Here is an 18,620-nt window from a genome sequence, read left to right on the forward strand (position 1 = left end):
GTGGGGCATCGTCACCGATAAATGGATAGCGATAAAAGCCGGGTGATTTAAACCGTAATCTCTTTCCAGTCGATGATGCTCAATGCGCCTGTAGGGCATGCGGCGGCGCACTCTCCGCATAAATTGCACTTACCGGACTTTTTGATCTGCGGATTAACTGTCGCCATCATCCACGGACAGGCGGTAGTGCAGGCGGAACAACCGATACAGCGTCGGTCATCGACAGTTATACAGCCGCGTTCCTCGTTATAGGCGATGGCTTTTATCGGGCAGACCTTCATACATTCGGGGTCTTTACACTGTCGACAGGTATCGGTGGTGAAATTGAGATCGCCATACAGCCCGCCGCCGGAGCCGATGCCGCCGTCGCCGTAATAAAAATGACGGTGGATTTTCACCCGAGAGAAGAAGGAGCCAACGCTGCCGTAGTTATAGGCGGTGCAGGCGGTTTCACAGCGGTGGCAGCCCGTGCATCGGGCTCTTTTCGTCACCAGTACGCCTTTCGGTGTGGTGGTCAGCCCGACGTTGCCGCTGTTGATGTCTTCTTGTCTGCATCCCAATAAGGACAGCAGCGCCGGCGCGATAGTTATTCCTGCCAGGCCCTTGCCTGAAATGCGCAGGAACTCCAGTCTTGTTAATCCCAGATCCAGTAAAGGACGTTCAACCTGATTAGGCATTTAATTCTTATCCCCCGCATACCCGAATATCCCCTTTAACTTTCAAGTTGCAGAGGCGTCACCACCCGCGTGCTGAAACTTATCAGGAATAAATAAGCATAAATAAAACCTATAGCAAAATGTCAAAGATAAAATCGGCTGAAAATAAAAAGGCGACCTGATTTGAATATCGTTATATATTTATGAAAATAACGGTTGGCGTTTCCTGTCTAATTTCACCAATGGCATCCGATCAATTTGCTACCGATCCGATGTTCAGCGGCACATATAATGACCTTTCATACCCTAATGACGACCCTATTTCACGGTAGGTCACGCCTTTTACTATATGCCATTTTTATCTTTTTTATTAACCTTATTTATCCTGTGGTTATAATTTTTTTTATTATGTGATTAATGTCTTATAAATTATTTGTTTTTAATATAGTTATGCTTATTGATTCTTATTATTATTTAGAAAGCTAAAAGTTAAATAATTAATAAATATTTTTTGTGATAAGAATGTATAATTCGTCATTTAGGTTAAATAATATTATTAATGGTTAATAACAGTTGTTTGTTTGTTATTTTTTTGCATGTCAGTGGAGGCGGGAATATCGGGAATTGATTGGGCTGGAATAATATTCTTTTTTGATTTATCTCGTAATATATGAAAATAAAGGGATGGATTAAAAATGATATACGCGCGGTTTCGGCTGGGGGATAAGCGATTTTGATGGTGAGAAATAACGGAAAAACGGCGTCGATACGATTTGGTGATGCAAAACGTTTACGAAGATGTAAACGTTTTGCTGGAGAGGAATTAATCGACTTTTGCCGCCTGATGGCGGTATGTATCCAGCCATTCGCTGATGCGCTGTTGCTGCGGTTCATTTAACCACATACCCAATTTGGTACGGCGCCAGATCACATCGTCCAGTGCGACAGCCCACTCTTTGTCCACCAGATAGCGCAATTCCGCTTCATACAAATCATGACCAAAATGTTCGCCCAGGTCGCTGAGCCCCTTGCTATTCGCCAGAATCAACTCGCTGTGCGACCCGTATGTCCGGCTGTAGCGGCGGGCCAGCGCTTCCGGCAGATTAAAGCGGCGGCGCAGGGCGGCCGTATATTCATCACGCGAGCCGGCGATATCGCCGCCGGGCAGCACGGCGTCTTTGGTCCAGGCTTTGCCCGCCTGAGGATAGTATTTTTCTAATTTATCCAGCGCATGCTCCGCCAGCTTGCGATAGGTGGTCAGCTTGCCGCCGAATACGGATAACAGCGGTGCCTGACCCTGTTCATCGCTAACCGGCAGCGTGTAATCGCGGGTGATGGCTTGCGGAGAATCTGATTCATCATCGCACAGCGGACGCACGCCGGAATAGGTCCAGACAATATCCTGACGGCTGAGCGGTTGTTTGAAGTGATCGTTATAGACGTCCAACAGGTAGTCGATTTCGCCCTCATCGATTTTTACCTGATGGGGATCGCCGTGATATTCCACATCGGTGGTGCCGATGATGGAAAACTCATCCTGCCAGGGGATCACAAAGACAATGCGATGATCTTTATTCTGTAGAATGTAGGCCTGCGGCTGATCGTGGACTTTAGGGACGACAATATGGCTGCCTTTGATCAGACGGATGCCATAGGGGGATTTTAGCTGTAAGCCGTCATCAAAAAATTGCCTTACCCACGGGCCGGTGGCGTTGACCAGACCTTTGGCGCGCCAGGTGAGCGTTTCCCCGCTGAGTGAGTCGACGGCTTCAACCACCCACACTCCTTGTTCGCGGCGGGCGCTGACGACCCTGGCGCGGGTACGCACTTCGCCGCCGTGCTTAGCGGCTTCCTGCGCATTCAGCACCACCAAACGCGCATCATCCACCCAGCAGTCAGAATACTCGAAACCCTGGGTTAATTCCGGCTTCAATACCGAGCCTGCGCCGAATTTCACGCTTTTGCTGGCCGGCAGGCTGACGCGTTTGCCAATGTGGTCGTACATAAACAAACCGATACGGATCATCCACGCCGGGCGTAGATGCGGCTGATGCGGCAAGCGAAAGCGCATGGGGAAAATGATATGAGGCGCCATTTTCAGCAGGGTTTCACGTTCGGAGAGCGCTTCGCTGACCAAACGAAACTCATAATGTTCCAGATAGCGTAAACCGCCATGAATCAATTTAGAACTGGCGGAGGAAGTGGCGCAGGCCAGATCCTGCGCTTCCAGTAGCAGGACGGATAATCCACGCCCTGCGGCATCGGCGGCGATGCCGGCGCCGTTGATGCCGCCGCCGATCACAATCAGATCTTTGGTTTCCACGTTGTTCCTCCACCGTAAAATTAAATGTTCGTTTTCGAGCATTATAATAATCGTAAACAAACAAAGTAGCCAATAGTTAACCAAATAAAAACATTTATGCGTGATGAAGGTAACAATTTGACGATAGTTGTCACATTAAAAAAAGTGGGTATTAAAGGCGAAAAGAAAGGCGAGGGCAAAGTAACGGCGAATAATGCGCCGTCAATTTGCCTGCGGACGTCGTTTTTTCGGCGAGCGACCCAAAACTGTCATGTCAGCGAATTTGATACGCAGGCGTCCCCTTCCGTGGGGCTTTTTTCCCAGGACAGTCAAAAATACGCCGATTCTGATCGGCGCCGGACGGGGTTTATAAGCTTACCGCTGTCCGTAATAGGCATTGGGGCCGTGCTTACGGTGAAAGTGTTTATTCATCAGATAGCCGTCGATCGGGCGTAGCCGTGGGTTAATGGAACAGGCAATCCACGCTATTTTCGCCACTTCCTCCATCACCACCGCATTGTGGACCGCTTCATCCGCATCCTTGCCCCAGCAGAAAGGCCCATGCTGGTAAACGATAATGCCGGGAGTGTGCCGCGGATTGCCGTCGCCGATTGTTTGAGCAATCACGATACCGGTATTTTTTTCATATTCCGCTTCAACCTCCTGCGAGGTTAACGGACGGGTACAGGGAATATCGCCATAAAAATAGTCGGCGTGGGTGGTGCCCAGCGCCGGGATCGCCAGCCCGGCCTGCGCCCAGGCGGTTGCATGGGTGGAATGGGTATGGACGATGCCGCCGATTTGCGGATAGCGGCGATACAGTTCCAGATGCGTGGCGGTATCGGAGGAGGGGCGATATTTTCCTTCCACCACCTTGCCCTGCATATCCACCACCACCATGTCGTCTGCCTGCATGACCTCGTAAGCCACCCCGCTGGGTTTGATCACCATGAACTGCCGCTGCTTGTCTATCGCGCTGACATTGCCCCAGGTGTAGGTCACCAGACCGTGGCGCGGCAACGCCATGTTCGCCGCAAAAACCTGCTGTTTTAACTGTTGCATCATGCGACTTCCTCCACCAGCAAGCCGGCGCGGCTCATCTGTTGCTTGACCCAGTCACGCGCGGCGATAACTTCTTTAACCGGGTCGGAAGCGGTTTCACTCCACATTTCGATCAGATAAGGACCGCAGTAGCCGCTTTCGCGCAGCGTGGTAAAGCAGCGGGTAAAATCAACCACGCCGCTTCCGAACGGCACATTTTTGAACACGCCCGGTCGGGTATCTTTAACATGCACGGCGACGATGTGGCCTTTCCCTGCCTTCAGTTCCATCTGTACGTCGTTATCCCATGCCGACAGGTTGCCGATATCAGGATAAAGCTGGAACCACGGATTATTCAGATAGTTGGCATAGCCCAGCGCTTTACTGATGGAGTTCATTAGCGGATAGTCCATAATCTCCATCGCCAGCGTGACCTGCGCCCGGCTGGCCATTTCCACCGCCAGTTGCAGCCCGTTGCGAAAACGCTCGCGGGTCAGATCGTTGGCTTGCTGATAATAAACGTCATAACCGGCGAGTTGAATAACCCGGATACCGACATCCTGCGCCAGACGAATGGCCTTGAACATGATTTCCAGTCCGCGATCGCGGATCGCGTCATTTTCCGAGCCTAAAGGAAAGCGCCGATGGGCGCTCAGGCACATGGACGGAACGCGAATGCCGCTCACCGAAATCGCGTTGACCAGATCCAGGCGTTGCTCACGACGCCAGTCAAGCCGGGCCAGTCTGTCGTCGCTTTCATCCACCGACATTTCAACGAAGTCGAAGCCCAGCTCTTTCGCCAGTTGCAGCCGCGCCAGCCAGCTTTCGCCCGGCGGCAGCGCTTTTTCATAAATGCCGAGGGGGACGGTTTTCGTGAGCATGAGATCACCTTATCCCCAGAGCTGGGCGATGCTGTGTTTGAATTGACGAGCGGCGTCTACCGGATCCGCCGCATCACGGATGCTGCGGCCGGCGATAAACACATGAATGGGGATCCCCTTGAACAGCGGCAGGTCCGCCAGCGCCAAGCCGCCGGTGACGGTGACCTTAAAGCCCATGTCGGCCAGACGTCTGATGGCGCTGATATCCGCGTCGCTCCAGGCGATGCCCGCGGCCTGCGCATCCCTGCTGCGGTGATATACCACCTGCCGGATGCCGATATCGCGCCAGGCTTGCGCCTGTTCCCAGGTCCAGAACCCGGTCAGTTCGATCTGGACATCCCCGTTGAATTCGCGCGCCACTTCCAGCGCGCCGGCCGCCGTGTTGATGTCCGCGCAACAAATGACGGTGACCCAGTCTGCGTCGGCGGCAAAGCACATGCGCGACAGAATTTTTCCGGCGTCGGCGATTTTTGCGTCCGCCAGCACGATTTTATGCGGGTAAAGGGCTTTCAGATCGCGCACTGCGCGCACGCCCTCGCCGACGCACAGGATGGTACCCACTTCAATAATATCCACTTCTTCGGCAATCAGTCTGGTGGTGCGGTAAGCATCCGCCAGCGTTTGGTTATCCAGCGCAACTTGCAATAGGGGTAAATGAGACATCGCTAAACTCCTTAATCAGCATGCCGCGGCGGCGGCGTGGTCAATCAAATTCAGGACATCCTGCTCGCTGCGGCAGGCGCGGAGACGGTCAAAGTTGGCTTCATCTTCAAACAAATTCACGATTTGCATGATGCCCACTTCCTGATGGGTATGGGCGTCGACCGCCGCCATAGTGATCAAAATGTCGACCGGATCGTTATCGGCATGATTAAAGGGCAGCGGCGTTTTCAGGGTGACCAGTGCAAACCCGGTTTTCTTGACGCCCTCTTCCGGTCGGCCATGGGGCATGGCAAGGCCGGGTGCGATAACGAAATAAGGGCCGAATTGCTTTACGCCGTCCAGAATGGCCTGGTAGTAGCGCGGCTCGACGACATCGGCGGCGACCAGCAGATCGACGCCGATTTTCACCGCGTCCTGCCAGGTGCTGGCCTCGGCTTGCAGGCGTATGGAATGGTTTTCCGCCAGAGAATCACGTAGCTTCATCATCGTTCCTTATTGCTTTAAGTCCGCAGGAAAGTGCGCTTTGATGACGTCCATCAGCTTTGGCCCAAACTCGGCGGCGGAAAGCATATTGCGTACGCCGAGCACATATTTATTGCCGCTGACCGTGATTTCATCGGCGACATGCGTGGAAGCCACGATGATGTCCGCGCCGCTCAGTTCCGCTTTATATTCGCCTACGGCGCAGCTGTTTACGGTGTGGTCGACACCCTGCTGCGTTAGAAATTGGTCCACTTTCATTTTCATGATCATTGAGCTGCCTTGCCCACAACCACATACGGCCAGAATTCGTACTGTCATAATGATTTCTCCATGGACTCGGTGAGTTTCTTTTCAGCGTCTTCTTCCGCCCGTAATGTCCGGCTGGCAAAGACCATATAAATTAAGGCAATTACGATAACGACGCTCATGAACCACAGGCCAAGCGTCAATCCCTGCATTAACGGCGGCGCCAGAATCGACCAGTCCGCCATACCCATCCAGGCGCTGAGACCGGTCAGTTTTACCGCCCAGACGCAGCCGAATATTTCAATCATGCCCATCACCAGACAGATCTTCAGCGCCGCCCGCCAGCCGCCAAAGTGATTGGCGAAGACGCCGATGGTCGCGTTAGAGAAGAACATGGGAATAAAGCCGGGAATGATCATGATGGGGGAGCCGATAGCGATCAGAATGCCGATGGCGATTAACTGACCGATGGTACCCCACATGAATCCCCAGACCACGGCATTGGGGGCGAAGCTATAAATAGCCGCGCAGTCGATAGCCAGCACGGCGCCGGGAATCAACCGCTGGGAGATGCCGTTAAACGCTTCGGATAATTCGGCGACGAACATCCGCACGCCCTGCACGATGATGAAGATGGCGACGGCAAACTGAAAACCGGTTTGCAGGATATAAATGCTCCAGTGTGTTTTCCCCGCCATTTGCTGCACGACGTCCAGACCAAAGGAGAGCAGGATCGCGCCGAAGAATACCGTCATGACGATCGCGGTGGAGACAATATTGTCGTGGAAGATATTCAGCCAGCCCGGAAGTTTCAGGCTTTCCACGCTCTCTTCCTTTTTCCCCAGATAGGGGGCCAGCTTGTAAGCCAGCCAGGACGCAAACTGTTGCTGGTGTCCGATGGAGAAACCGCAGCCATCCGTCACCGCCTGCGTCGGTTTATACATCATGTTCGCCGTAATCCCCCAGTAGAGGGAAACCAGTACGGCGCTACAGATGATGGTGGTCCACATCGGGTAGCCGAGAATATAGAAGAATACGGCGAGCAGCCCCGCCTGCTGGAACATGATGTGGCCGGTAAGCATGATGGTGCGGATGCCGGTGAGCCGGCGCAGCAGGACGTAAACGATATTCAGCGCCAGCGCCAGCAATACCGCATAACCGACCCAGCTATAGGCTTCGCCCATGCGTTCGATGGTCGCCATCATGGAGGCGTAGGTATCCGATATGGCGCCGCTGATGCCATATACGTCGGACATTTTCGCCACGACGGGTTTGAACGTGCCGGTCAGAATGCCGGAGCCTGCCTGTAACAGCATAAAGCCAATGATCGTTTTGATCGTGCCTTTAATGATGACGGTGGCGCTTTTGCGCAGCAGCAGATAACCGAGGAACGTCACAATCCCCAGCAGCAGCGGGGCATTCGTCATGACCTGATTAAAGAAAATCGTAAAGATATTATAGAGGGTTTCCATAAGCACTCCGTTCGGCCTTTGGTCATCCTGTTGGGCGCCGTATTCGAATTGCGCCGGCGCGGCAGGTATTTTTTGTAGGGCCAGAACACTCTAACAATCATTAATAATCACAAAAAGGCGTTTATTGATTATTTGTGATTGGCTTCGCAAATATCGTTTATGATGACGAGGGTATTCATATAAAAAAGCGAAGTAATATTTTTTGTCGTTACTTTTCATGTAATTAATCATTTTTAAATCGATGTTTCTCATTTGCCGTAAAATAGCGCGATGAAAATCCGCCGCCCTTGTTTGTGAAATAGTCGATTGTCACCATCAAAAAACGGTGATAAATTCTCAAAATAAAATCATTAGTTTTCACCAAGTGATCATTTACTGGTTTTTTTATTCAATCCTACGCCAAACCGATCGATGATGAGGTTCACACTATGAGTAAAATCGAGAGCATTACCCGTGAGTCATGGATTCTCAGTACCTTCCCGGAATGGGGAACCTGGCTGAATGAAGAGATAGAACAGGAACAGGTGGCGCCGGGAACGTTTTCCATGTGGTGGCTCGGTTGCACCGGCATCTGGCTGAAGTCGGAAGAGGGAGCGAATATTTGTGTGGATTTCTGGTGCGGCACGGGCAAACAGAGCCACGGTAATCCGCTGATGAAGTCAGGTCACCAGATGCAGCGTATGGCCGGCGTGAAAAAATTACAGCCCAATTTGCGCACCACGCCGTTTGTTCTTGATCCTTTCGCCATTCGCCAAATCGATGCGGTACTGGCGACGCACGACCATAACGACCATATCGATGTGAACGTGGCCGCCGCCGTGATGAAAAACTGCGACGCCAACGTCCCCTTTATCGGCCCGGAAAGCTGCGTCAATCTGTGGATCGGCTGGGGCGTGCCGCGTGAACGCTGCATCGTGGTGAAACCGGGCGATGTGATTACGATTAAAGATGTTGAAATTCATGCGCTCGACGCATTTGATCGCACCGCGTTGATTACGCTTCCGGTCGATGAAAAAGCCGCCGGCGTGCTGCCTGACGGCATGGATAAACGGGCGGTGAACTACCTGTTCAAAACCCCGGGCGGCAATCTTTACCACAGCGGGGATTCCCATTATTCAAACTATTACGCCAAACACGGGAACGAGCATCGGATCGATGTCGCGCTTGGCTCCTATGGCGAGAACCCGCGCGGCATCACCGATAAAATGACCAGTTCCGATATGTTGCGCATGGCCGAGGCGTTGAATGCCAAAGTCGTCATTCCGTTCCATCATGATATCTGGTCCAACTTTCAAGCCGATCCGCAGGAAATCCGCGTGTTGTGGGAAATGAAGAAAGATCGCCTGAAGTATGATTTCAAGCCCTTTATCTGGCAGGTCGGCGGCAAATTCACCTGGCCTCAGGATAAAGATAATCTGGAGTATCACTACCCGCGCGGATTTGATGACTGCTTTACCCTGGAGCCGGATTTACCGTTTAAATCTTTCCTGTAAAAGCACTGGATGCGTGGTTCGTGGGCGGCGTGGTCCGCCCGTTGTACCCCTCGTTTGTCCTTCGTATCGTTATCCGTAGACGCTATCCCGTGCGTACTTTTGACAAGTTATGATTCAAATTACCGAAAGCGCTCATTATAATCGGTGGTCAGAATCCATTTAGCGGGGCCAGTATGACCGAATCTCAGCGCCATAACGCCATCCTTGATTTCTTGCAGCGACAAAGGCAACTGACCGTTGCCGACCTGATTGAGCGCTTTGATGTTTCACCCGCCACCGCCCGGCGTGATATCAATAAGCTTGACGAGTCGGGGAAGCTGCGGAAAGTTCGCAACGGCGCCGAAGCCGTCAATGTTCCGCGCCCGGCCTGGACGCCGCTCAATATTTATCAGGCGCACAATCTGGATGAGAAAATGCGTATCGCCAAAGCGGCGGCGCAGTTGTGTCGTCCGGGCGAGAGCGTGGTGATTAACTGCGGCTCGACGGCTTTTCTGCTGGGGCAGGAGATCTGCGGCAAAGACGTTCAGGTGATCACCAACTACCTTCCATTGGCGAATTACCTGATTGAACAAGAGCACGACAGCGTCGTCATCATGGGCGGGCAGTACAATAAAAGCCAGTCCATTACCCTGGCTCCGCAGGAAGGGGACGCCAGTCTTTATGCCGGACACTGGATGTTTACCAGCGGCAAGGGGCTGACGGTGGAAGGGTTGTATAAAACCGATATGCTGACCGCGATGGCGGAGCAAAAGATGCTTAACTATGTCGGCAAGCTGGCGGTGGTGGTGGACAGCAGCAAGATCGGCGAACGCGCCGGCATGCTGTTCAGCCGGGTGGAGCAGATCGACGTGGTGATTACCGGCAAACAGGCTAATGCGCAGATAGTGGCGCAGCTTCGCGAACTGAACGTGGAAGTGATATTGGTTTAAGAGGATTTTGTTATAACCCTATGGTTTGCCGGGTTTCATGCGATGTTTCACGGGTTACAATGATACCCTGTTCGTAGGTGCCTGGTGACTAATCAAGGTTATAACGCTTAATGGAACAATTTGTAGCGATTGATATTGAAAATGCGTATTCCCGCTGGCGACAGGGGGAGATTATCGTCGATATTCGCGATCCGCAGAGCTTTGCCGCCGCGCATGTACCCGGCGCGATACATCTGAGTAATGAAACCCTGTCTGAATTTGTGCGTGAGGCCGACTTTACCTCGCCGGTAATGGTCATTTGCTATCACGGCATCAGCAGTCGCAGCGCGGCGCAGTATTTGCTCAGCCTGGGCTTCGACGTGGTTTGCAGCGTTGACGGCGGTTTTGAAGCCTGGCAACAGCGCTACCCGCAGAGTGTTCAGTCACAGATTTAAGATTGTGGCTGTTGAGCCGTTAGCGTGATTATTCGCGCTAACGGTTGATTCCCGTGATGCACGTCGACTAAAGGTCTGGATAATACCTCTCTCCTTGCTATATTTCCTGAGTTAACGTGAATATGACGATACTGATGAATACTTTCGAAATGGAAAAAACGTGCGAGAGCGGCTTCCTGACGCTATGCACTAAAAGATTTCGAACAGGCTCTTAATCATTACGGTAGCATCTGAAGCTAGGAGGGTTACAGTGAAGAAAATCACGGATGATGTTACTCGTCCCTTTGGCTATAACTTTTTTTCCGGCATTTGCCATAGGGTGCGAATTTTCTTTAGCCCTCGCGGGCGTATGTTATTTGCAATACTGTCATCAATATTACTTTACATGATATTAACACCGCCCTTTTTCGATTTTTTTTGGAAAATTTCGGATTCAGCAGAAATACATTATTCAACAGGTCAATTGATGATTAACAACAAGGGAAAAAATGCGCCGCAAATAGGCGTGTTGCCAGAGAAAAAAAGACGAGTGGAGTATTTTTATTGTTTCTTTGGCTGTGGAATAAAAAAAGAATTGTTAACCTCATGGGTTGGGAAGTCGGCAGAAATCGGTTGGGTAGAAGAACCGGTGTATCACTTTCTATCCAGAAAAAGGCTGGTCACTCTAAAGGTAGAAGGCGTGGAGCAGATCAGCTTTGACAAAGGGAAGGCGTTATTCGAACGTGATAAAATGAGTCTGCCCTATTTGCTTTTTTTCTGTGCATCATTTTTTTCGATATTTATTCTTTTTGCCAAAGAGCATGTCAGGAAGTCGAAAAAGAGAGAATAACACCTTAGCGCTTGCAATAAGACAGCACCATGCAAACTGGGGCCATTAACATTCGTACTACCAGATAGGGAGTGAATTGGATGAGATCGGAGTAAGCCTGCTGGCGCGGCACAGAGGCAATGACCGGGTGGCGCTGGCCGAACATAGAAGGTGTACAGCAAGACCTAGAATAGGGCAAACCACAAATACAAAGTCTGCTGTGCGATAGCTGCTATACCAGTCATAATACGCTATGTACCGAATGGCAAGTATATCAATCGGATTGACCTTTCTGCTTGCAAAAGCAGGTAGCAGACAAATCGAAAACTGCCGTATCGCATCTTGAGATGTTTTGTTCACAAGCGTTCTTCTCAACGGAATAATATGCAGCGATCCCATCACATGGTCTTACCAATTTCAGGCTTCAAAGGTCAAAACTCAGTACTGGGAACTGGTATCAACGGGTGGCAAAGGAGCTAAGTCTCTGTCAGGTTGGGATATCAAAGGTGATAAGTAAGCCTGATCAACGCTGTTTGGTCTCCAAAGAACCGGGGGCGATTCATCTCCCGGAAGCCTGTCAGCCAAAACGAATTTTTATTACTATGTTGAGCAATCAACTTACTCTATGGTTTGCAACAAGATTATGATTCGAGTTATAGCCCTATCCAATCTACGTCTGGCCCAGGCGTTTGTTGATTACATGCAGACGCAGAATATCAGTCTGGAAATACGTGTGACGGGACAAGAGGCCGAGCTGTGGCTGGCGGATGAGGCGCAACTGGCGAAAGTGCGGCAGGCGCTGGATGTTTTTCTGCAAGATCCGCTCAACCCACGCTATCAGGCGGCAAGCTGGTCGACGGGATCGACCAATGCTGGTATCCAATATAAATCCTTTTCTTATCTGCAAACGTTGCAGCAGCACGCCGGGCCGTTGACGTTATTGATGATCGTCGCCGCTATCATGGTTTTCCTGCTGATGCAGGCTTTGGGTTATGAGCCGGTGATGGCGTGGCTGTCCTATCCGGATACCGGACAGGAACTACAGCTGTGGCGCTGGTTCAGCCACGCGTTGCTGCATTTTTCCGTCTTGCACATCCTGTTTAATCTGATGTGGTGGTGGTATCTGGGGGGGCCGGTGGAGAAAGTGCTGGGTACCCGGAAACTACTCATGATTACGCTGATATCCTCGGTGGCGAGCGGCTGGGCGCAATCCTGGTTTAGCGGTATCTACTTCGGCGGGTTGTCCGGCGTGGTGTATGCGCTGATGGGATACGTGTGGCTGCGGGGAGAAAGGGAGCCGGACGGACGTTTATTTATGCCGCGGGGTATGATGATTTTCGCGCTGCTGTGGCTGATAGCCGGATATTTCGATATTTTAGGCATGTCGATAGCCAATGCCGCGCACGTGGCGGGATTAGTCGTTGGGTTATTGATGGCCTTTTGGGATACCTATAATAAAACCGTCCGCCGGTAAATCCGGAATGCTTAGGGGATGAACGTGAAGCAAACACAACGTCATGAAGCCATCATTGAACTGGTGCGTCGTCAGGGGTATGTCAGCACGGAAGAGTTGGTCGAGCATTTTGCGGTGAGCCCGCAAACGATTCGTCGCGATCTGAATGATTTGGCCGCACAGAATAAAATCCACCGCCACCATGGCGGCGCGGCGTTGCCTTCAAGTTCGGTTAATACCGCCTATAATGACCGTAAGATGATGTGGTCTGAAGAGAAGGCGCGTATTGCCCGCCAGGTCGCCAGTCAGATCCCGGATGGCGCGACGCTGTTTATTGATATCGGCACCACGCCGGAAGCGGTCGCCCATGCGCTGATGCAGCACAAAAAACTGCGGGTGGTGACCAATAACCTGAACGTGGCGACGTTGCTGACGGCCAAAGAGGACTTTCGTTTAATCCTTGCCGGCGGCGAAGTCCGTAGCCGGGACGGCGGCATTATGGGTGAAGCCACGCTGGATTTTATCTCTCAGTTTCGTCTGGATTTCGGTATTTTGGGGATCAGCGGCATTGACATGGACGGCTCATTGCTGGAGTTTGACTACCATGAAGTACGCACCAAACGGGCGATCATTGAAAATTCTCGTTGTGTCATGTTAGTGACGGATCATTCTAAATTTGGTCGCAACGCCATGGTGAACCTGGGCAACATGGATTTGATCGACTATCTTTTCACCGATCAACTACCGCCACCTAGCGTACTGAAAATCATTGAACAATATAAGGTGCAGTTGGAGTTGTGCTAATCCAGGCGTGCCTTTTCCGTGGCGGACTATAGGGGAGAGGCACCATGTCGCAGTTTGCGTTTAACCCATCACAGTTTGCGGCGGCATTACTTCGCCAACAGCAGTATCTCGGTATTTCTTCTTTGAGTCTGATGACGCCGGCGCAGCGCTGGCGCGCCGTCAGCGCCGCGTTGGCCGAACAACTGGCGGCTCACCCCCTGTTTACCGCTCCGCCGCATGACTCGCCGGGTCAGCCGGTACGGCGTCATGTCAACTATCTGTCGATGGAGTTCCTACCCGGTCGCCTGACGGGCAATAACCTGTTGAATCTGGGATGGTATGACGATGTCGCCGCCGTGCTGGCGGCGCAACGGATCGACCTGAGCGACGTGCTGGAGCAGGAAACCGATCCCGGTTTGGGCAATGGCGGGTTGGGGCGGCTGGCCTCCTGCTTTCTGGATTCGATGGCGACGGTCGGGCAGCCGGCAATCGGCTATGGTCTTAACTATCAGTATGGTCTGTTTCGCCAGCATTTTGCGCAGGGGCAACAGCAGGAAACCCCCGATGACTGGGGACGCGAGGATTATCCGTGGCGCTTTCCGCGCCCGGAGCTGGCGGTGGACGTCGGTTTCGGCGGTAGTCTGCAATCGCAGGATGACGGCGGCGAGCGATGGCTGCCGGCCTTCTACCTGCGCGGCGAAGCCAGCGATTTACCGGTGATGGGATATCGCAACGGCTTCACCCAGCCGCTGCGGCTCTGGCGGGCAACCCACCGCCATCCGTTCGACCTGACGCTGTTCAATGCCGGGCGTTATCTTCAGGCTGAACAGGCCGGTATTGCGGCGGCCAGTCTGACCAAGGTGCTGTATCCGAACGATAATCACGCGGCGGGCAGGCGTCTGCGGCTGATGCAGCAATATTTCCAGTGCGCCTGTTCGGTGGCCGATATTCTGCGCCGACATCAGCAGGCCGGGCGGAAGGTGTCGCAACTGCCCGATTACGAAGTCATTCAGCTTAACGATACGCATCCGACGCTGGCGATCCCGGAGCTAATGAGGCTGCTGTTGGACGAGCACCACATGGATTGGGATGAAGCCTGGTCGATAACGGGCCGCACTTTCGCCTATACCAACCATACGTTGATGCCGGAAGCGCTGGAGCGCTGGGACGAACGGTTATTTGCTCGGCTGCTGCCGCGCCATCTTGCCATCATCAGGCAAATCGATGCGCAATTTCACGTTCAGGTGGAACGGCAGTGGCCCGGCGACCGCCGGATATGGGCGAAACTGGCGGTGCGTCATCAGCGGCAAATCCGCATGGCCAACCTGTGCGTGGTGAGCTGCTTTGCGGTAAACGGCGTGGCGGCGCTGCATTCGGAACTGGTGGTGAAAGACCTGTTCCCGGAATATCATCGCCTGTGGCCGAACAAATTTCACAATGTGACCAACGGTATCACGCCGCGCCGCTGGTTGAAGCAATGTAATCCTGCGTTGTCCGCGTTGCTTGACGACTCGCTGGATACGGAGTGGGTGAACAATTTACCCGCTTTACAGGGGTTGGAGCCTTATGCGGACGACGCCGGGTTTCGCGAACGTTACCGGCAGATAAAATACGGCAATAAGGTTCGACTGGCGGCCCGTTTGCAACAAGATTATGGGGTAACGCTCGACCCGCAAGCGCTGTTTGACGTGCAGATCAAGCGGCTGCATGAATATAAGCGCCAGCATTTGAATCTGCTGCATATTCTTTATCTTTATCGACAATTGCGTGATAACCCGCATCTGGATATAGTGCCGCGCGTCTTTCTGTTTGGGGCGAAGGCTGCGCCGGGCTATGTACTGGCGAAAAACATCATTTACGCCATTAACCAGGTAGCGGAAAAGATTAATCGGGACAGCCGCTGCAACGATCGCCTTAAGGTGGTATTCCTTCCCGATTACCGCGTATCGCTGGCCGAGTTGATGATCCCGGCCGCTGATGTTTCCGAGCAAATCTCCACGGCGGGCAAAGAGGCTTCCGGCACCGGCAATATGAAGCTGGCGCTGAATGGGGCGCTGACGGTGGGAACGCTGGATGGGGCCAATGTCGAGATGGCCCAACAGGTCGGCGCGGAAAATCTGTTCATTTTCGGCCATACGGTCGAACAGGTCAAAGCACTACAGGCGCAGGGATACCGCCCGTCTGACTATATCGCCGAAACCCCTTTACTGGGGGAAATACTGGATGAGCTGGGCAGCGGCGCATTTAGTCAAGGGGATAAGCAAGCGTTTGCGCCCTTGTTGGACAGCTTGCTGGAGGGCGGCGATCCCTATCTGCTTATGGCTGATTTTACGCCCTATTGTCAGGTGCAGCAGCGCGTGGATGCGACGTATCGTGAACCGGAAGAATGGACTCGCCGTTGTGTACTCAATACAGCCAGGATGGGAATGTTCAGCTCGGATCGGGCGATTCATGATTACCAGAAACGTATTTGGCAGATGCGTTGTTAAGGAAAAGCAAGATGGCATTCAAGGCGGGCAATTCGGCAATTCAATCGGTGGGTATTGCAGAAAGATACACGGATGCTTATGGCGAAGAACACGTTGTTGACGCGTCGATTCGAAACCGATTGCTGGCGATGATGGATCTCGCCGACAGCGGCAGTGCGCCGTTGCCGCCGGTAAGCGTTTTTCTTCAGGGGCAGGATGCCGTCATCGGATTGGCCGGCAACGGGGAATTTCACTGGACGCTGATGTATGAAAACGGCGGCCAGGTTCAAGGAGAAGTAACCGGCGGCACGCGCCTGACTCTCCCGGCCAAACTGCCTTTGGGCTATCACCACCTCACGCTAACGCAAGACCAACAGCGCTGGAATTGTCGAATCATCATCGCCCCTCATCGTTGTTACGAACCGGAAGCGCTGCTACAGGGCAAGCGCTGGTGGGGCGTGACCGTGCAGCTTTATACCCTGCGGTCGCAGAATAACTGGGGCGTGGGCGATTTCGGCGATTTGCGCCGGTTGGTGGAAGAGGTCGCCCGGCGCGGCGCGGCGTTTGTCGGTCTGAACCCGCTTCACTCGCTGTATCCGGCGGTTCCCGCAGCGGCAAGCCCATACAGCCCTTCTTCCCGTCATTGGCTGAATATTATTTATATCGACGTCAATCGGGTGGACGATTTTCAGCAGAGCCCGGAGGCGCAGCTCTGGTGGTTGCAGGATGACACGCAACAGACGGTGGCGGCCCTGCGCGCCGAGCGTTGGGTCGATTATGAACCGGTCATCACGCTCAAGCTGCACGCATTACGCCTGGCTTTTCGCTATTTTAATACCCGCAGCGTGCTGGATCCGCGCATCAGCGCTTTTCGCCAGTTTACGGTCAACGGCGGACAGAGTTTGCAGTTGCAGGCGACGTTCGATGCGCTACAGGCTCATTTGAAGCGTCGGGGCGAAAATTATACCGATTGGCTACAGTGGCCGGCCTGCTATCATGATGTTCACGGCGAGACCGTTAAATCGTTTCGCCATGAGCACGCCGATGAGATTACGTTTTATTGCTGGCTGCAATGGGTGGCGTATGAACAATTGGCGGAGTGTTTTGCGCACAGTAAGCAATTGGGCCTGCCTATCGGGCTGTATCGCGATTTAGCGGTCGGCGTTGCCCTGGGCGGCGCCGAGACCTGGGATGAACGGCAGCTATATTGTCTGGATGCCGCTATCGGCGCGCCGCCGGATCCGCTGGGGCCGCAGGGGCAAAACTGGCAGCTCCCTCCCATGAATCCCAATATGATGCAGCAACGGGGTTATCAGCCCTTCATTGATGTGCTGCGCAGTAATATGGCGAACTGCGGCGCGCTGCGCATCGACCATGTGATGGCATTAATGCGCTTGTGGTGGATACCAAAGGCGGAACCGGCCGCTAACGGCGCCTATGTGCATTACCCGCTGGACGACCTGTTGGCGATACTGGCGCTCGAAAGCCAGCGGCACCGCTGCCTGGTGATCGGTGAGGATTTGGGTACGGTGCCGCCGGAGATCGTCGACAAGCTGCATGATTTTGGTATTTATTCCTATAAAGTATTGTTCTTTGAACACGATGAAAAATACCGCTTCCGTTCGCCCGACACCTATCCTCGCCAGGCTTTGGCGACCATTACCACTCACGATCTCCCCACGCTGCGTGGTTATTGGCAGGCGGTGGATTTATCGTTGGGCAGGGATTTGGGGTTATATCCGAGCGCTGCGGTGTGGCAACAACAGCTTTATCTGCGCGAAAAATCGAAACAGGGACTACTGAATGCCCTGCACCAACACGGACTGTTGCCGCAAAGGGTGGGGCGTAATTCATCGCTGACGACCATGGGTGCGCCGCTTAACCGGGGCGTTCAGCGTTACATGGCGGACAGCGCCAGCGCCCTGGTGGGATTTCAACTGGAAGACTGGCTGGATATGTCCGCCCCGGTGAACGTGCCGGGAACCCATCGGGAATATCCGAACTGGCGGCGCAAACTGAGCCGTACGCTGGAATCGATCTTTGCCGATCGCTATCTGGAACGTTTGATTCGCGACATCGATCTGCGGCGCGGCGCGCCGGTCAAATAGCCTGTACTCCCCTGATGATTATGCCTGGCTCAGGTATTGAGCCGGGCATGATCTTCAGTGAAAACGCGGTTTGTAGCCGATATTGAACGCCCATACTTCGCGATGCGACGGATGGCGGCGTAACGGGCGGAATGAAATAAAAAGTTACGTTTGATTGCATGCGTTACATGGCGCATCATTTTCATAAGGAATATGTTTTACCTGATAAGAATAATGGGGGTGAAACGGGGTAATAATTATGTCATATCATAGTTGTCCGAAATGCGGAAGATTGGTTACGCTTCAACAATCTACCTGTCCGCACTGTTTATCCGATCTGCGATATAAGAGAACCAATTTCACCAAGGAATGTATAAAATTCAGCGCCTTTATTTTATTGGCGTTGTCGTTAGTGATGGTT

The 18,620-nt window shown here is 52.9% G+C and carries 16 protein-coding genes; 8 read left to right on the forward strand and 8 right to left on the reverse strand.

Features of this window, described 5'->3' with window-relative positions; genetic code table 11:
* Window positions 1-47: 47 nt before the first annotated feature.
* From ABRZ26_RS19545 to ABRZ26_RS19580, 8 genes are all read right to left on the reverse strand, one after another.
* Window positions 48-677 carry a ferredoxin-like protein gene (locus ABRZ26_RS19545; RefSeq protein ID WP_319605791.1) on the reverse strand — a complete coding sequence of 210 codons (630 nt, stop codon included), beginning with the start codon at window positions 675-677 and terminating at the stop codon, window positions 48-50.
* A gap of 802 nt (window positions 678-1,479) precedes the next feature.
* Window positions 1,480-2,979, reverse strand: a complete 1,500-nt coding sequence (glpD, locus tag ABRZ26_RS19550; RefSeq protein ID WP_319605792.1) for a glycerol-3-phosphate dehydrogenase — start codon at window positions 2,977-2,979, stop codon at window positions 1,480-1,482.
* A 354-nt stretch (window positions 2,980-3,333) separates the two neighbouring features.
* The gene (locus ABRZ26_RS19555) at window positions 3,334-4,020 is read right to left on the reverse strand and encodes an L-ribulose-5-phosphate 4-epimerase (protein ID WP_319605829.1); all 687 of its coding nucleotides are present in this window, start codon (window positions 4,018-4,020) and stop codon (window positions 3,334-3,336) included.
* Window positions 4,020-4,880 (reverse strand): L-ribulose-5-phosphate 3-epimerase, encoded by an 861-nt coding sequence (locus ABRZ26_RS19560; RefSeq protein WP_319605793.1) that lies wholly within the window; start codon window positions 4,878-4,880, stop codon window positions 4,020-4,022. Before ABRZ26_RS19560 ends, ABRZ26_RS19555 begins: the two co-directional genes overlap by 1 nt.
* Before the next feature lie 9 nt (window positions 4,881-4,889).
* Window positions 4,890-5,543, reverse strand: a complete 654-nt coding sequence (locus ABRZ26_RS19565) for a 3-keto-L-gulonate-6-phosphate decarboxylase UlaD (RefSeq protein ID WP_319605794.1) — start codon at window positions 5,541-5,543, stop codon at window positions 4,890-4,892.
* Between the two features lie 15 nt (window positions 5,544-5,558).
* The gene (ulaC, locus tag ABRZ26_RS19570; RefSeq protein WP_319605830.1) at window positions 5,559-6,026 is read right to left on the reverse strand and encodes a PTS ascorbate transporter subunit IIA; all 468 of its coding nucleotides are present in this window, start codon (window positions 6,024-6,026) and stop codon (window positions 5,559-5,561) included.
* Between the two features lie 9 nt (window positions 6,027-6,035).
* On the reverse strand, window positions 6,036-6,344 hold the full coding sequence (ulaB, locus tag ABRZ26_RS19575; protein ID WP_319605795.1) for a PTS ascorbate transporter subunit IIB: 309 nt from the start codon (window positions 6,342-6,344) through the stop codon (window positions 6,036-6,038).
* Window positions 6,341-7,744 (reverse strand): PTS ascorbate-specific subunit IIBC, encoded by a 1,404-nt coding sequence (locus ABRZ26_RS19580; protein WP_319605796.1) that lies wholly within the window; start codon window positions 7,742-7,744, stop codon window positions 6,341-6,343. Before ABRZ26_RS19580 ends, ulaB begins: the two co-directional genes overlap by 4 nt.
* A gap of 428 nt (window positions 7,745-8,172) precedes the next feature.
* On the opposite strand from ABRZ26_RS19580, the gene ulaG reads away from it, so the two are divergent.
* The 8 genes from ulaG (at window position 8,173) to malQ (ending at window position 18,220) form a co-directional block, all read left to right on the forward strand.
* Window positions 8,173-9,237 (forward strand): L-ascorbate 6-phosphate lactonase, encoded by a 1,065-nt coding sequence (ulaG, locus tag ABRZ26_RS19585; protein WP_319605797.1) that lies wholly within the window; start codon window positions 8,173-8,175, stop codon window positions 9,235-9,237.
* 173 nt (window positions 9,238-9,410) lie between these two features.
* The gene (gene ulaR, locus ABRZ26_RS19590; RefSeq protein ID WP_319605798.1) at window positions 9,411-10,166 is read left to right on the forward strand and encodes an HTH-type transcriptional regulator UlaR; all 756 of its coding nucleotides are present in this window, start codon (window positions 9,411-9,413) and stop codon (window positions 10,164-10,166) included.
* Window positions 10,167-10,276: 110 nt separating this feature from the next.
* Entirely contained in the window at window positions 10,277-10,600 is a 324-nt protein-coding gene (gene glpE / locus ABRZ26_RS19595; RefSeq protein ID WP_319605799.1) for a thiosulfate sulfurtransferase GlpE, read from the forward strand.
* 250 nt (window positions 10,601-10,850) lie between these two features.
* Window positions 10,851-11,429 (forward strand): hypothetical protein, encoded by a 579-nt coding sequence (locus ABRZ26_RS19600; protein ID WP_319605801.1) that lies wholly within the window; start codon window positions 10,851-10,853, stop codon window positions 11,427-11,429.
* A 622-nt stretch (window positions 11,430-12,051) separates the two neighbouring features.
* Complete coding sequence (gene glpG / locus ABRZ26_RS19605) at window positions 12,052-12,882, forward strand: rhomboid family intramembrane serine protease GlpG (protein ID WP_319605802.1); 831 nt, start codon at window positions 12,052-12,054, stop codon at window positions 12,880-12,882.
* A gap of 24 nt (window positions 12,883-12,906) precedes the next feature.
* A complete protein-coding gene (locus tag ABRZ26_RS19610; protein WP_319605803.1) occupies window positions 12,907-13,665 on the forward strand; it encodes a DeoR/GlpR family transcriptional regulator in 759 nt (252 codons plus the stop codon).
* A 44-nt stretch (window positions 13,666-13,709) separates the two neighbouring features.
* Window positions 13,710-16,133, forward strand: a complete 2,424-nt coding sequence (malP, locus tag ABRZ26_RS19615) for a maltodextrin phosphorylase (RefSeq protein ID WP_319605804.1) — start codon at window positions 13,710-13,712, stop codon at window positions 16,131-16,133.
* Between the two features lie 11 nt (window positions 16,134-16,144).
* Window positions 16,145-18,220 carry a 4-alpha-glucanotransferase gene (malQ, locus tag ABRZ26_RS19620; protein WP_319605805.1) on the forward strand — a complete coding sequence of 692 codons (2,076 nt, stop codon included), beginning with the start codon at window positions 16,145-16,147 and terminating at the stop codon, window positions 18,218-18,220.
* Window positions 18,221-18,620 lie beyond the last annotated feature (400 nt).

This window comes from Brenneria sp. L4-2C, assembly GCF_040240335.1.
In the GTDB taxonomy this organism is placed as follows: Bacteria; Pseudomonadota; Gammaproteobacteria; order Enterobacterales; family Enterobacteriaceae; genus Brenneria.